This is a genomic window from Fodinicola feengrottensis (assembly GCF_010993775.1).
GTDB classification, from domain to species: domain Bacteria; phylum Actinomycetota; class Actinomycetes; order Mycobacteriales; family HKI-0501; genus Fodinicola; species Fodinicola feengrottensis.
In genome coordinates this window covers 103551-117499 of sequence record NZ_WOTO01000014.1, presented here as the reverse complement: position 1 = coordinate 117499, position 13949 = coordinate 103551, and the positions used below count along the sequence as shown (strand labels likewise).

The following is a 13949-nucleotide window of genomic DNA, read 5'->3' as shown; positions in this document are numbered from 1 at the left end:
TCGTCACAGCATCCCACAATCGGCACCCGATTGTCACAACGGCCGCTGTTGTCCCTGGTCACACTCGGACCGGCCGCACAATCGGATTCCGATTGTGCAGCCGGTCGCAGGGCTAACCGAAGAGCTTGGGCAAGGTGCCCCGATGGGCGGTCGCCAGCTCGTCCAGCGAGACATGGAACACGTGCTCGATCACCAGCTCGCCGCTGTCGGCCTCGACAGTGCCAATTTCGGCGTACGGAACGCCGTGTGTCGCGGCCAGCGTTCGCAGCGCGTCCAGCTGCTCTGGAGCCACCGACAGCAACGCCCGGTGCGCCGACTCGGACAGCAGCCAGCCAAAGGGACTGACGCCGGCCGGTACGTCGACGCGCGCACCCGCGCCATGCCGCAGCGCGGACTCGACCAGGGCGATCGCAAGGCCGCCCTCGGACAGGTCGTGCGCGGAAGTCGCCAGCCCCCGGTCGGAAACCGCGATCAGCACTTCGCCGAGGGCCTGTTCGGCCGCGAGATCCACCGCCGGCGGGCGACCGCCGAGGTGCTGGTGCACGACCCAGGCCCACTCGGAGCAGTCCAGCTCCTCGCGGGTGGTGCCCAGCAGGACGAGGCGATCGCCGTCGGCTGTGAAGCCCATCCGCGTCCGCTTGGTCACGTCGTCCATAAGGCCCAGCACGCCGACCACCGGTGTCGGGTGGATCGCGGTCTGCCCGGTCTGGTTGTAGAAGCTGACGTTGCCGCCGGTCACCGGCGTGCCGAGCTGTTGGCAAGCGTCCGCGATGCCGCGTACGGCCTCGGAGAACTGCCACATCACCGCCGGGTCCTCCGGGCTGCCGAAGTTCAGACAGTCACTGACCGCGATCGGCCGCGCGCCGGTGACGGTGACGTTTCGGTACGCCTCCGCATAAGCGAGCTGCGCGCCGACGTACGGATCCATCGCGCAATACCGGCCGTTGGCGTCGGTGGCGATCGCGACGCCGAGGTTGGACTCCTCGTCCAGCCGGATCATCCCGGCGTCCTCGGGCTGGAACAGCACCGAGTTGCCCTGTACGTAACTGTCGTACTGCTCGACGATCCACGTCTTGTCAGCCAGGTTCGGGCTGGCCAGCAGCTTGAGCAGCGTGCTGCGCAGCTCCGCGCCGGTGGCCGGCCGGGGCAGCACGCTGGCCGGGTCGGCCTGCCGGATCGACAGGTCGGCGGGCCGCTCGTACGGGCGGTGGTAGACCGGGCCCTCGTCCGCGAGACTCGCCGGCGGCACGTCCACCACGGTCTGCCCGTGCCAACTGATCACCAGCCGGTCGCCCTCGGTGACCTCGCCGATCGCGGTCGCCAACACACCCCACTTGTCGGCCAGCGCCAGCACCTCACCGAGGTTTTCCGGCGTGACGATGGCCAACATCCGCTCCTGCGACTCGCTGGCGAGGATCTCGTGCGGCGCCATGCTCGGCTCGCGCAGCGCAGCGGCACCCGCTCCAGGTAGACCCGCATGCCGGACTTGCCCATCGCGGCGGTTTCGGTGGTCGCGCAGGTCAGCCCGGCACCGCCGAGATCCTGGATCCCGGTGACCAGCTTCCGGTCGTACAGCTCCAGGCAGGACTCGATCAGCAGCTTTTCCGCGAACGGGTCCCCGACCTGCACACTCGGCCGGCGGGCCGGGCCGTCGTCGTCGAAGGTCGCCGACGCCAGCACGCTGACTCCGCCAATGCCGTCTCGGCCCGTTTTGGCGCCCAGGAGCACGACGAGGTTGCCAACCCCGGTCGCCGCCGAGAGCTGGATCCGATCAGTCGGCATAACGCCCACACAAAGCGCGTTGACGAGCGGATTTCCTTGGTAACACGGGTCAAAGACGACCTCGCCGCCGATATTCGGCAGGCCCAGGCAGTTTCCGTAGCCGCCGACGCCGGCCACCACCCCAGGCAGCACGCGAGCGGTGTCCGGATGGTCGGCGGCACCGAAACGCAGCGAGTCCATGACCGCGATCGGCCGGGCGCCCATCGTCAGGATGTCCCGTACGATCCCACCGACACCGGTCGCCGCGCCCTGATACGGCTCGACATAACTCGGGTGGTTATGGCTTTCGATCTTGAAAGTGATCGCGAGGGTGTCACTTACCTGCACGACACCGGCGTTCTCCCCCATCCCGACCAGCATCCGGTCGGATTTCGGGGCCTTCTCACCAAACTGCCGCAGATGGACCTTCGACGACTTGTACGAGCAGTGTTCGCTCCACATCACCGAATACATCGCGAGCTCGGTCTGGGTCGGCCGGCGGCCGAGGATTTTCCCTGATCTGGCTGTATTCATCGGACTTCAGACCCAGCTCTTCGTACGGCTGGACTTCCTGCGGGGTCGCGGTCGCGTTGGTGACCGTGTCGGCGGTTGGTACGGTCACGCGGCCACCAGCTTTCGCAGTACCGAAGTGAAAAGTCCGAGCCCGTCGACGGACGCTCCGGTGAGCTCCTCGACCGCGTGCTCGGGATGCGGCATCATGCCAACCACATTTCCGGCAGCATTGCTGACCCCGGCAATGTCCCGCATCGAGCCGTTCGGATTTCCGTTCGTATAACGGAAAACCACTTGGCCGTGGGATTCGATGTCGTCCAGCGTACGGTCATCGGCGACAAACCGGCCGTCGATGTTCTTGATCGGGATGACGATTTTCTGGCCGGCGGCGAAATCGCTCGTCCAAGCGGTTTCGGTGCTCTCGACGATCATCGACTGAGCGCGGTTACGGAAATGCAGGTGCGCATTGCGGGTCAGCGCGCCAGGGAGCAAATGCGACTCGCAGAGCACCTGGAATCCGTTGCAGATCCCCAAAACTGGCATTCCCGCACGGGCACCGGCGATGATCGACTCCATAATGGGCGCGAACCTGGCGATCGCACCGGCTCGCAGATAGTAGCCGCCGTACGAGAAGCCGCCGGGCAGCACCACCGCGTCGACGTCCTTCAAGCCGCTGTCGCCGTGCCAGAGCGAAACCGGTTCGCCGCCGGCCAGCTTGACCGCGCGGGCCGCGTCCCGGTCGTCCAGTGACCCGGGAAAGGTCACCACGCCGATCCGGGTGCTCATACGGCCGACTCCACCCGGACGTCGAAGTCCTCGATCACCGGGTTCGCGAGCAGCGTGCCGGCGGCCTGCCGGACCTCGTCGAGGCGGGCGTCGGTGAGCTCACCGTCCACCTCCACCTCGAACCGCTTGCCCTGCCGGACGGCGGTGATCGAGTCGAAGCCAAGCCGGGCCAGCGCGGCCACCACGGCCTGGCCCTGCGGATCGAGGATTTCGGGTTTCAACATGACGTCGACGACGACGCGGGCCACAGCCACTCCTAGCGTGGTGAAAAGAAAGCGAATTCCCTGCTCAGCCTAACTGCGCGGAAGCAAGTTCCGGCTTCCGGGTACGGTCACGTCCCTTGTGCTGGCGGGATCTGCCTGTGAGAATCCGGTGCCGGTCACAACGCCTGCGGGGGATGCCGATGCGTGCGTACCGTCCTGTTCCGACTGCTGGTCGCGCTCACGACCCTGGCCGGCCTGCTGACCGTCACGCCAGCCGTCCAAGCGGCTCCTCCGGACATCGCTGACCAGCTGAAGCAGCTGCCCGGAGTGGTGTCCGTCACCGAACAGTCCACCGCCGCGCCGTACCGGTATTTCCAACTCGTGTTCCGACAGCTGGTGGACCACAACAACCCGCGCAAGGGCTATTTCGAGCAGCGGGTCGGGCTGATGCACCGGGACGCGAGCGCCCCGATGGTGATGTACACGACCGGCTACAACTACCGCGGAATCCCGTTCCGCAGCGAGCCGCGCGCAGATCGTCAACGGCAACCAGATCGACGTCGAATACCGCTACTTCGTGCCGTCCCGGCCAGCGCCAGCGGACTGGTCGAAGCTGACCATCTGGCAGGCCGCCACCGACCAGCACGTCATCGTCCAGGCGCTTAAGCGGATCTATAAGGCGCGCTGGCTGTCGACCGGCGGCAGCAAGGGCGGAATGACCGCCACGTACCACCGCCGCTTCTACCCCAATGACGTCTACGCGACCATCCCGTACGTCGCGCCGAACGACGTGATCGACCCAGTCGACTCGTACGGACAGTTCATCGCCCACGACGGCACCGACCCGGTCTGTCGCGCCAACCTGAACCGGATCCAGCGGGAGTCGCTGCAGCGGCGGAACGAGCTGGAGGCGATCGCACAGTCGAACGCCACCCAGACCGGCGGCACGTTCACCCTGGTCGGCACGCTGGATCACGCGGTCGAGCTGGCGGTGGTCGACTCGATTTTCGCGTTCTGGCAGTACGGCAGCCCCAGCGACTGCGCGACCATCCCGCCGGCCGGCGCGCCGGCGCAGCAGATCTATGACTGGTACGAGGGCGTCGAGAGCCTGCTCACGTACACAGACCAGGGCATCGAGCCGTACGTGCCGTACTACTACCAGGCCGGCACCCAGCTGGGGTCGCCGCTCGCGGACGAGAGCTACCTGAAGGACCCTACTGCGCTATCCCGGCACCGACGTGCCCCGGTCGTTCGTACCGAGGTCGATCAAGATGCCCTTCGACTACACGGCGATGCCCGACGTGGACACGTGGGTGCGCTACCAGGGACAGCGGCTGCTTTACATCTACGGCGAATACGACCCGTGGAGCGCGGAGCCGTTCCGGCTCGGGCCGGGCAGCCGCGACTCGTACGTCTACTACGTCCCCAAGGGCAACCACGGCTCGAAGATCGCGATGCTGCCGGCCGCGCAGGCCGCCGCCGCGACCGCGACGATCCAGCGCTGGGCCGGCATCACACCGTCGCCACAGTTGCGCAGGGCGAGCGCTCTCCCGTCTGTCGACTTCGACCCGATGCTCAGCCAGCGCCCGCCGCTGTAGGAGCGCTGCTGAGCCACCTGACCCGTTGTGGAGCCAGTCAGGCCGTCGTGGGGGTGCTCTAACTGCTACGGGCACTGCGGGTCGTTCGCAAAATTTTCTCGCGCGCGCGTCCTCAAAACCCACCCCCCCCGATCGATCACTGGGTGGGGGCAAGAAAACAGTGTGGGTACGACAGTTTTCGCGCCCTAGTGCCCATTGCGTGCACCAACCAAAATGGTCGGACCTGGCTGGCAAGCTCGAGTTCGGGGGGCCAAAATTCAGCGGTCGGCAGCGATATCGGTACGGTTTTGGGCGCCGTCGAAGGTGATCTTGTCGATCTTCTGGTAGGCGTCGGCCCGCGCGGCCGGCACATCGGGGCCGGTGCCCACGACAGACAACACTCGGCCGCCGGCGGTGACGAGAGCGCCGTCATCGCGCCGAGCCGTGCCAGCGTGCAGGACGCCCTCGACCCCGTCCGCGCCGGTGATCACATCGCCGCTGCGGGAGGAAGCCGGGTAGCCGGCCGAGGCCAGAACAACGGTGACAGCGGCCGCTGAGCGCCAGAGCAATGACTCGTAAGAGCCGAGGGTCCCAGTGGCGGCCGCGTTCAGCAGCGCTCCGAAGGGCGTGTCGAGCAAAAGCGAGCACCGACTGCGTTTCCGGGTCGCCGAAGCGGCAGTTGAACTCCACCACCCGCGGGCCCTTCGCGGTCATCGCGAGGCCGACGTAGAGCAACCCCGAGAACGGCGTTCCGCGCTCGGCCATGGTCACCAGCGTGGGACGTACGACGGTGGCCATGATCGTGCTGACCGTGCCGCTGGGCAGCCAGGTCAGTGGTGCGTACGCGCCCATGCCACCGGTGTTGGGCCCGGTGTCGCCGTCGCCGATCCGCTTGAAATCCTGCGCGGGCAGCAGCGGGAAAGCGGCCGTGCCGTCGGTGACGACGAACAGCGACACTTCCGGGCCGTCCGTCCAGAAACTCCTCGATGACCACTCGTTCGCAGCCGGCCGCGTGCGCGAGCGCCGCGTCCCGGTCTGAGGTGACGACAACGCCCTTGCCGGCGGCCAGGCCGTCGTCCTTCACGACGTAAGGAGCGCCGAACTCGTCGAGTGCGGCGGCCGCCTCGTCCACGGTCGTACACACCCGGGCAGCGGCCGTCGGCACCCCAGCGGCCGCCATCACGTCCTTGGCGAAGGCCTTGGAGCCTTCCAACTGAGCGGCGGCCGCAGTCGGCCCGAAGCAGGCGAAACCGGCTGCTCGTACGGCATCGGCGACGCCAGCAACCAGCGGCGCCTCCGGGCCGATCACCACGAGATCCGCTAGGAAAACCTGGGCGGCCGCCACGACTGACGGGCCGGTGACCGCACCGCCATCGAGCGGCACCAACGCACAGGTGTCGGCTATACCGGCGTTGCCGGGCGCGCAGGCGACCGCCGACACACCGGGGTCGCGAAGGAGCGCGCCGTGCACAGAGCGTGCTCCCGGGCGCCGGTTCCGATGACGAGTACGCGCACCCGCAGACCCTATCCAAACGGCCGTGGCCAGCGACGAGGTGTCGAGGCTCACAACATTCGGGCACCCCCGGGAGAGCACCGAGGCGGGGCGTGCGTTCATACTTTCCTCATCGACTTAACAGCTGCCGAGTTGTTTCAGCGAGGTTGCAAGACGCGTTAGACACCTCAAACGGTCCAGTGCCAGATGACCGGATGTCGGCCTCCGTTTCCCTACCCGTCTAATAGGACAGGTCTGATCAATCCCGTGAACAAAAGCCAGAGTGCTGACGTGCCACTGGTCATCGGTCACCGCGGTAGCTGCGGTTACCGACCGGAAAACACCCTCATCTCGTTCGCGCTCGCGGTCGAGCTCGGTGCCGACTTCGTGGAAATGGACGTGGTGCCGAGCGCGGACGGTGTGCTGGTCGTACGCCACGACGCCGACCTCTCGGACAGCACAGACGTGGCCGCCCGGCCAGAATTCGCGGAGCGTCGGCGGACCGCGACCATTGATGGCGCGGATGTCGACGGCTGGTTCGCGGACGACTTCACGGTCGCCGAAATCCGCACCCTGCGGGCGGTCGAGCGCCATCCGGACTTGCGCCGACACAGCGCGCGATATGACGGCCAGCCGGTGCCGACCTTCGCCGAGACGCTGACCTGGCTGGCCCAGCTGGCCACCGAGGCCGGCCGTCCGATCGGGGTCTACGTCGAGCCCAAGCATCCGACGTACTACCGCTCGATCGGCAAGCCCGTCGAAGACCTGCTGGTCAAGGACCTCGCGGCGGCCGGCCGCGATCGCGCCGACTCGCCCACCTTCGTGCAGTCGTTCGAGATCGACCCGCTGCACCGGGTCGCCAGCATGACCGAGGTGCGGCGGGTCCAGCTGATGGGCAGTGGGCACGGTCCGTACGACCGCACCGCCGCCGGCGACCCGCTGCTCTACAGCGAGATGACGACGCCGTCGGGGTTGCGCCGGATCGCCGAATACGCCGTCGGAATCGGCCCGAACAAGGAAATGGTGCTGGCCACCGACCGGACCGGGCAGCTCGCCGGCCTGACCGGCCTGGTGCCGGCCGCCCACGAAGCCGGGCTTTTCGTTCACCCGTACACCTTCCGCGACGAGAACAAATACCTCGCCGAGCCGTATCGACGTGGCACCGACCCATCCGCCCGCGGCGACGGCGCGGCCGAATGCGAGGCATTCCTGCGGGCCGGGGTGGATGGCTTGTTCACCGACTTCGTCGACTCGGCGATGGCGGCCCGAGCGGCCTGGCTGCGGCCCGAGCGGGTGCTCACCTCGGTTTAGTACTACAGGGCCAGCGCGAGTTCGGCGGTTTCCTGGGCACATCCCCACGACTGCAGAACTCCGCTGCCGCCATGCCCGTAATTGTGGACAATCCGGTTCCGGCCGACCGTTTCGGCTTCCAGCCGTACTTTCGGCCGCCCAGGTCGCAGCCCCGCGCGGTGCCCGAGCACCCGGGCGTTGGCGAATTTCGGCTCCAGTTTGACGCAGCGCTCCAGAATGCGGTTGCCGACCTCCATGGACGGCGCCGGATCCCAGCTGCCTTCCAGCGTGACACCGCCAAGCAGGACATGCCGGCCGAAGGTGTGATAGCTGGCATATTCGTGTTCTAACGTGACTGCCATGAAAAACCCGTCCAGGCCGGGATTTTCCACCACCACCTGCTGACCTTTTATCGGCCGTACGGACGGATCGGCGGCCAGCCGACGAGCGCCGACCCCGGCGCAGTTCACCACAATCGGCGCATCCAACGCGAGCGACTCAACGCGACGCTGCTCGATCACGCCGCCATTCGCGGTAAATCGGCCAACCAGATATTCGAGATAGACCGGAATGTCGACCAGCGGAACTCTCATCCACAACCCACTGGTGAACCCGGTCGGCACTTCATCCCCAGTCGCCGGCCGTACCAACGCACTCGCGTCCGCGAACGGCGGCGCCGCCCCCATCGCCGCCGTCGACGCCCCGAGACCGGTCGCCATCCGTACACCCGCGGTTTCGTCGAGAGTTTTCAGCTCCCGCGTGGTGGCGAGCTCCCAACCCACGGTCCGCGGATCAGGCCCGTGGAAAACCGGCCCAGCCATCCCAGTCGCGGCCGCCGAGGTAGTGTCGGCGGTTCAGCTCGGCCGCGAGAATGCGTACATCGGCCCCAGCCTCCAGCAGCCGGATGCCCGTGGTCAGGCCAATCACACCCGCACCGACCACAATAACTTCTGCGTTCTTCATGCTGATGGACGTTAGGCGCGCGCGGCCGTGCGCTCTTGTATTTTTCTGCCTTCTCGAGGGGGTGCGGCGCGAAATTGTCGTACGTGTCTGTTTTTCTTTCCCCCTCCCTTTGAACGGGCGGGGGGTGGGTTGTGAGGTGGACTCTAATTTTTAGTTGAACATTGGTCCTCAAACCCGCCCCCCACCCGTCACTGGGTGGGGGCAAATCTGCCGGAGGGGTACGACAGTTTCGCGCCGCACCCTGTGTAGAGCTGCACAATCGGAATCCGATTGTGCAGCGGGTGTGTGGGTTGGTTGCCCTTCGGGCGAAGCCTCAAGGAAGAACGGGCTTGGCGGGTGGGGTGTGTTTTTGGGTACGGGGAGAACGAACCCGCGTCACGTTTGTGGGGTGGTGACCTGGTACTGGGTGGGGGTATGTCCGATTGTAAGGCTGTTGGCCATTCTGGGGTTCTGGATGGCCAACAACGTTACAAACGGACATGGTGGGTGGCGGTGTTCGCGAGAATTGGTCACTGGCGGTGAAAGTTGATCCCACCAGTCCCAATGAGAACAGCGGAATGTGCCTGACCGGACTAATTCCCATATTTTGAGATTGGCGTCCCGTATGCCGGACCGACGGTTACCCCTGCGACTCAAGTGACTCCTGAACACTCGAGCACCCCGCGAATGTGACGAAACGGTTCGCAAAACGGACTTCGGCGAACCCTTGCCCGGTGGAATCAGCTGTCGAAGGCGGCGGCTTCGCGGAGGTGGTTGCAGTCTGGGGCAGTGGGTTTGATGGGTGGATCGAGGGCGATCGAGCCGAGCACGATGCCGATGACGAGTGGGTCGTTCGGGAGTTGGGTGTGCCGGACGGTGTCGTCGGCGCAGACGGACTGGAGTTCGGTGTTCACAGCACCCCTGAGCTGCCCGGATGAGGCTGGTACGACGGTGTCGTCGACCTTTGTCCACATGGTTGTCCACAACGGTCCGGGCGGGGTTTCGGTGGGGCTGTTGAGAGCGGTGATGAGCCTGGAGTGGTCGGCGAGCTGTTGGCAGGCGGTCGGGCAACTGTCGGCGGCGACCGCGAAGGCGAGGCCGGCGAGTTGGGTGCCGTGGTTGGGCGAACCGATGGTGACGACCCGGCGAGTGACCGCGGCGCCGCCGTAGTCCTTCAGCCACAGACGGGCCGCCACGCCACCGGCGGAGTAGCCAATGACGTCGATGCTGGGCGCCTTGCCGCGCAGCTTGCTGGCGGCAGCGGCCACTAGCTGGGCTTGTACGCGCAGGTCGCCGCGGCCGTTGTCAGGAAGTGAGAGCACCTGGACCGTACGGCCGGTGTCCCGGATCCGGTCCGCGAGCCGGGTCAGCACCGAGACGTCTCCGCCGAAACCGGGCACGATTCAGCACCGGGCCGAGCTGGTCCTGTGGTGCGGCGATGAATTTTGTCTTCATTTCCGGCTGGTCTGGAACCGGCCAGTAAAGATAGCCGGCGACCGCCATCACGACCACGGCGAGCACCGAAACGGGCAGCCACCATCGCAGACGTGCCAACGAAAATCCCCCCTTGGGTCAATGCCGCTGGTGAAAATCAGCCAACCACAAGCGACATTGCTCCTCGGCTCGCTACAGCCTAGGTCGGGACCGTCTAACAGGTGAGCGGAAACGCCAAAGAATCAGTCGAGCAGATCTCGTACGACGACGTTCTCCTCGCGGCCGGGACCGACGCCGATAACGCTGATCGGCGCGCCGGACAACTCCTCCAGCCGCTCCACGTAGACCCGCGCGTTGGTCGGCAGGTCGGCCATCGTACGAGCGCCGGAGATGTCCTCCCACCAGCCATCCAAGTACTCGTACACCGGCTTGGCGTGGTGGAAACCGGTCTGCGTGGTCGGCACCGTGTGACCCGCTCACCGTCCACGTCGTACGCGACGCAGACGGGCACTTTGTCCAAGCCGGACAGAATGTCCAACTTGGTTAGAAAGATGTCTGTGAGCCCATTCACCATCGTCGCGTAGCGGGCGATGACCGCGTCGAACCAGCCACAGCGGCGGTCCCGTCCGGTGTTGACACCGACCTCGCCGCCGACCTTGCGGAGCATCTCGCCGTACTCGTCGAACAGCTCGGTCGGGAAGGGCCCGGAGCCGACCCTGGTCGTGTACGCCTTCAGGATGCCGATGACCCGGGTGATCCGGGTCGGCCCAATGCCGCTGCCCACCGCGGCGCCGCCGCCGGTGGGGTTCGACGAGGTCACGAACGGGTACGTGCCGTGGTCGACGTCGAGCAGGGTGCCCTGCGAGCCCTCCAGCAGCACGTTGTCGCCGCGGTCCAGCGCGTCCCGCAGCAGCACCCGAGTGTCGGTGATCATCGGCTTGATCCGCTCACCGTGCACGAGCAGCTCGTCGACCACCGCGTGCGGGTCCAGCGCCTTGCGGTTGTAGATCTTGGTGAGGATCTGGTTCTTCAGATCCAGCGCCGACTCGACCTTCTGGCGCAGGATGCTCTCGTCGAACAGGTCCTGCGTACGAACCCCCAGCCGGGCGACTTTGTCCTGGTAGGCGGGGCCGATGCCGCGACCGGTGGTACCGATCTTGGCCTTGCCCAGGTAGCGCTCGGCGACCTTATCGATGGCCACGTGGTAGGGCATGATCAGGTGCGCGTCGGCGGAGATCACGATCCGCGACACGTCCACGCCACGGGCGGACAGCCCGTCCATTTCCTCGAGCAGGACACCCGGGTCGATCACCACGCCGTTGCCGATCACGCAGGTGGCGTCCGGGGCAAGGACGCCCGACGGAATCAGTCGCAGCGCGCGTACTTCTCGCCGTCCGGTGTGACCACGGTGTGGCCGGCATTGTTACCACCCTGGTAACGGACCACATACTGAACGCGACCACCGAGCAGGTCGGTCGCCTTGCCCTTTCCCTCATCGCCCCATTGGGCGCCAATCAGGACAACAGCGGGCATAAGAGCTCCTCAACAGGCAACAAGGCCGTGATTGAGGCTAACTGCCACGCGCATCCTTCGTTTAGCTAGGGTCAACGCCCGTGACCAGCGAAACTCCGGTGATGATCGTGGCTCCGGGCGCCGGCAACGGGACCCGGGTGCCGGTGCTGCGCTGCGCCGACGCGCTGCGTCCCGCCGAGGTGACGGTCCGCGAGGTCGACTCCCCGGCGGAGGCCAACCAGGCGCTGGCCGAGGCGGCCGACGGCGGCCATCGGCTGGTGGTGGCCGGTGGCGACGACGAGATCCGGGCGATCCTGCGGCAGCTGGTACGGCGGGTGCTGCCCAAGGGTGGCGACCGGACCGGCCTGCGGGACGACCGAACCATTCCCGACCTGCCGGCGCTGGGCCTGCTCCCACTGGACGCGAGCGCCGACGACGACCTGTGCGCGGTGCTCGGGGCTGCCCCGCCAGCCCGAGGCGGTGGCCGCGGCCGTACGAGCCGGCACCAGCCGGCGGTTGGACCTGCTCCGGCACGACGGCGGCTCGGTGACCATGCACGCGGCGCTGCTGGGCGGCCGCTCCGAGAACGGCTTGCCGGCGCCCTGGACAGCCTCGGTGACGGTCGACGACACGGTGCTGTGCGCGCCGGACGAGCTGCTGCTCGCGGTTGGCGTGACCAACGCGGGCCGGCTGGACGCGCTGCCCGGGCTCGCGCTGACCACCCAGGCGGACCCCACCGACGGAGCTCTCGACGTGGCGGTGGCGGTGCCCGTACGACACGGTCGCTGGCCACGCAAGCCGCGGACCGAGGTGGAAGTACGCCGGTTGCGCGGCCGGGCGGTGGCCATCACGCCGGTACGCCTACCCGGCGCTGAGGCCGAACAAAACGGCTCCGACCTGCGGATTCCGACCATCGACGACGGCGCCGCCAGCACCGTGAACCGCAAACGCACCTGGTGGGTCGAGCCTGGCGCGTGGGCGGTATACACAGGCTGAACCCGCTCTTGATGCACGGGCGTGCGTCGATGGCGCAGAATCAACGTCAGACCGCCACCACGGTAAGCAAGGAACGACTGGGGGACCTCGCTCGTGCAGGACAACACTGACCGCGATCCACACGCACCTGAGCGCGACGGTCAGCTGCCCGAAGCGGCCGACCCGGGAGCGGCGAACACGTCCTCGCCCTGGGCGCCGCGCGGCGGCGCCTGGTCCGACCAGCACTTCGCCGGCTCCCCCAGCACTGAACCGCCGAACACCGAGCCACTGAGCCCCCAACTACCGGGCACCCCACCACCGGGCACCGAGGCAGTGAACGCCGAACCAGCGAGCGGCGAGCCGCCCACCAACGTGGACCCGGCCGGATGGCCCGCGCAGCCCTCGTACGAAGGGCAGCACTCATCGCCGCCGGCCGTCGGCGCTTCGGCGTACGGGACACAGGGCCCGTCACCGTACGCCACATCCGGCCGGGCCGGATCCGCAGCAGCCCAACGGCTGGCCGTCCTGGCCGCAGGCCGGCTGGCCGGAGCAGCCGCAGCAGATCAACCCGGCCGGCGGCTCACCGGCCGATCCCGCCGCTGGTCACGAGGCCATCGACCAGGGCGACTTCCACCCGACCACGCAGTTCCCGATCCTGCCGGAGCCGACTCCCGAGCAACCAGCGGCCGAAGCGACATCGGATGGTTCGAACGACAGCCCGGACGACGGCACCCAGCAGCCGGACCAGCCAGCCGCTGAGCAACCAGCTGCTGACCAGCCGGCCAGCGGGCAGCCAGCCGCGGCGCCGGTGGCGGACCACGGTGGCTGGCCAACGCCCGAGTGGCAGCCAGCCCAGGCCGACTCCCAGCCCGCGTCCCCGGCCGGGCCACCGCCGCAGTGGCAGCCGACCTGGCCACCGGCTCAGCCGGCGCAGGACGAGCTGACGGCCCTGGGAGGCCAGCAGGTCCAGCCCGAAGCCAGCCGGGCATCGACCCGCATCCGGAGATGCCGCCGACGTACGTCCCGACCGAGTTCGCCAGCGGCCACTTCCAGGACGGCCAGTTCTATCCGGGGCACTTCCAGCCTGGCCAGCAGCAGCCGTCTTATGGACAGCCCGCCCAACCCGAGCAAGCCGGGTATGGGCAAGCCGCCCAACAGCAGCCGCCAGCGCAGCCTCAGCAGCCCGCGGAGCAGGTCGGCTGGGGCCAACCGGCCGGACCGCAGAACTGGGGGCAGCCCGGCACCACGTACGGGCAGCCCGCCGAGCCGGTGCAGCCGCCGTACGACCAGCGGGGCCTGGAGCAGTACGGCCAGCAGCCTGCACAACCGCCAGCCCAGGCGGCTCAGTACGACCAATATGGTCAGCCGCAGCAGCCCGACTTCGGCCAGCAGGCGTACGGCCAGCCGGGCTTCCAGCAGCCCACGCCGGAGCAGACGGCCGCGCAGCAACAACAACACACCAGT

The 13949-nt window shown here is 67.5% G+C and carries 13 protein-coding genes and 4 pseudogenes; 5 read left to right on the top strand and 12 right to left on the bottom strand.

The window, feature by feature from the left end:
* Window positions 1–112: 112 nt before the first annotated feature.
* The 3 genes and pseudogenes from purL to purS form a co-directional block, all read right to left on the bottom strand.
* Window positions 113–2383, bottom strand: a pseudogene (purL, locus tag GNX96_RS15390) (phosphoribosylformylglycinamidine synthase subunit PurL).
* Complete coding sequence (gene purQ, locus GNX96_RS15385) at window positions 2380–3060, bottom strand: phosphoribosylformylglycinamidine synthase subunit PurQ (protein ID WP_163568607.1); 681 nt, start codon at window positions 3058–3060, stop codon at window positions 2380–2382. The pseudogene purL and the gene purQ overlap by 4 nt, the downstream one beginning before the upstream one ends.
* Window positions 3057–3308, bottom strand: coding sequence for a phosphoribosylformylglycinamidine synthase subunit PurS (purS, locus tag GNX96_RS15380; protein ID WP_163568606.1), 252 nt, complete (start codon window positions 3306–3308; stop codon window positions 3057–3059). The genes purQ and purS overlap by 4 nt, the downstream gene beginning before the upstream one ends.
* Before the next feature lie 159 nt (window positions 3309–3467).
* Between purS and GNX96_RS52065 the strand changes: the two genes are divergently transcribed.
* Both GNX96_RS52065 and GNX96_RS67235 read left to right on the top strand, forming a co-directional pair.
* Complete coding sequence (locus tag GNX96_RS52065) at window positions 3468–3929, top strand: hypothetical protein (RefSeq protein ID WP_279580432.1); 462 nt, start codon at window positions 3468–3470, stop codon at window positions 3927–3929.
* The gene (locus GNX96_RS67235) at window positions 3841–4923 is read left to right on the top strand and encodes a hypothetical protein (RefSeq protein ID WP_452124478.1); all 1083 of its coding nucleotides are present in this window, start codon (window positions 3841–3843) and stop codon (window positions 4921–4923) included. Before GNX96_RS52065 ends, GNX96_RS67235 begins: the two co-directional genes overlap by 89 nt.
* A 195-nt stretch (window positions 4924–5118) precedes the next feature.
* Here the strand turns inward: GNX96_RS67235 and purD are convergent.
* Window positions 5119–6355: pseudogene (gene purD, locus GNX96_RS15370) on the bottom strand (phosphoribosylamine--glycine ligase).
* A gap of 268 nt (window positions 6356–6623) precedes the next feature.
* Between purD and GNX96_RS15365 the strand changes: the two are divergent.
* Window positions 6624–7643, top strand: coding sequence for a glycerophosphodiester phosphodiesterase family protein (locus tag GNX96_RS15365; protein WP_279580431.1), 1020 nt, complete (start codon window positions 6624–6626; stop codon window positions 7641–7643).
* A 2-nt stretch (window positions 7644–7645) separates the two neighbouring features.
* On the opposite strand, the gene GNX96_RS15360 is transcribed toward GNX96_RS15365, so the two are convergent.
* The 5 genes and pseudogenes from GNX96_RS15360 to GNX96_RS15340 all read right to left on the bottom strand — a co-directional run bounded on the left by GNX96_RS15360 (window position 7646) and on the right by GNX96_RS15340 (window position 11531).
* Window positions 7646–8443: an FAD-dependent oxidoreductase gene (locus GNX96_RS15360; protein ID WP_163568604.1), complete on the bottom strand. Its 798-nt coding sequence runs from the start codon at window positions 8441–8443 to the stop codon at window positions 7646–7648.
* Window positions 8415–8585 carry an NAD(P)-dependent oxidoreductase gene (locus tag GNX96_RS15355; RefSeq protein ID WP_163568603.1) on the bottom strand — a complete coding sequence of 57 codons (171 nt, stop codon included), beginning with the start codon at window positions 8583–8585 and terminating at the stop codon, window positions 8415–8417. Before GNX96_RS15355 ends, GNX96_RS15360 begins: the two co-directional genes overlap by 29 nt.
* Before the next feature lie 719 nt (window positions 8586–9304).
* Window positions 9305–9937 (bottom strand): lipase family alpha/beta hydrolase, encoded by a 633-nt coding sequence (locus GNX96_RS15350; protein ID WP_163568602.1) that lies wholly within the window; start codon window positions 9935–9937, stop codon window positions 9305–9307.
* Window positions 9870–10118 (bottom strand): hypothetical protein, encoded by a 249-nt coding sequence (locus GNX96_RS15345; RefSeq protein WP_163568601.1) that lies wholly within the window; start codon window positions 10116–10118, stop codon window positions 9870–9872. Before GNX96_RS15345 ends, GNX96_RS15350 begins: the two co-directional genes overlap by 68 nt.
* A 122-nt stretch (window positions 10119–10240) precedes the next feature.
* A pseudogene (locus GNX96_RS15340) lies at window positions 10241–11531 on the bottom strand (adenylosuccinate synthase).
* A gap of 101 nt (window positions 11532–11632) precedes the next feature.
* On the opposite strand from GNX96_RS15340, the pseudogene GNX96_RS63605 reads away from it, so the two are divergent.
* Together GNX96_RS63605 and GNX96_RS52055 are read left to right on the top strand one after the other, a co-directional pair.
* Window positions 11633–11869 (top strand): annotated as a pseudogene (locus tag GNX96_RS63605) (diacylglycerol kinase family protein); the annotation flags it as partial.
* A 121-nt stretch (window positions 11870–11990) separates the two neighbouring features.
* Window positions 11991–12506 carry a hypothetical protein gene (locus GNX96_RS52055; protein ID WP_279580429.1) on the top strand — a complete coding sequence of 172 codons (516 nt, stop codon included), beginning with the start codon at window positions 11991–11993 and terminating at the stop codon, window positions 12504–12506.
* Window positions 12507–12646: 140 nt separating this feature from the next.
* On the opposite strand, the gene GNX96_RS15330 is transcribed toward GNX96_RS52055, so the two are convergent.
* The 3 genes from GNX96_RS15330 to GNX96_RS15320 form a co-directional block, all read right to left on the bottom strand.
* Window positions 12647–12967 (bottom strand): hypothetical protein, encoded by a 321-nt coding sequence (locus GNX96_RS15330; RefSeq protein ID WP_163568599.1) that lies wholly within the window; start codon window positions 12965–12967, stop codon window positions 12647–12649.
* Window positions 12968–13065: 98 nt separating this feature from the next.
* A complete protein-coding gene (locus tag GNX96_RS15325; RefSeq protein WP_163568598.1) occupies window positions 13066–13305 on the bottom strand; it encodes a hypothetical protein in 240 nt (79 codons plus the stop codon).
* 101 nt (window positions 13306–13406) lie between these two features.
* Window positions 13407–13943 (bottom strand): hypothetical protein, encoded by a 537-nt coding sequence (locus tag GNX96_RS15320; RefSeq protein ID WP_163568597.1) that lies wholly within the window; start codon window positions 13941–13943, stop codon window positions 13407–13409.
* Window positions 13944–13949 lie beyond the last annotated feature (6 nt).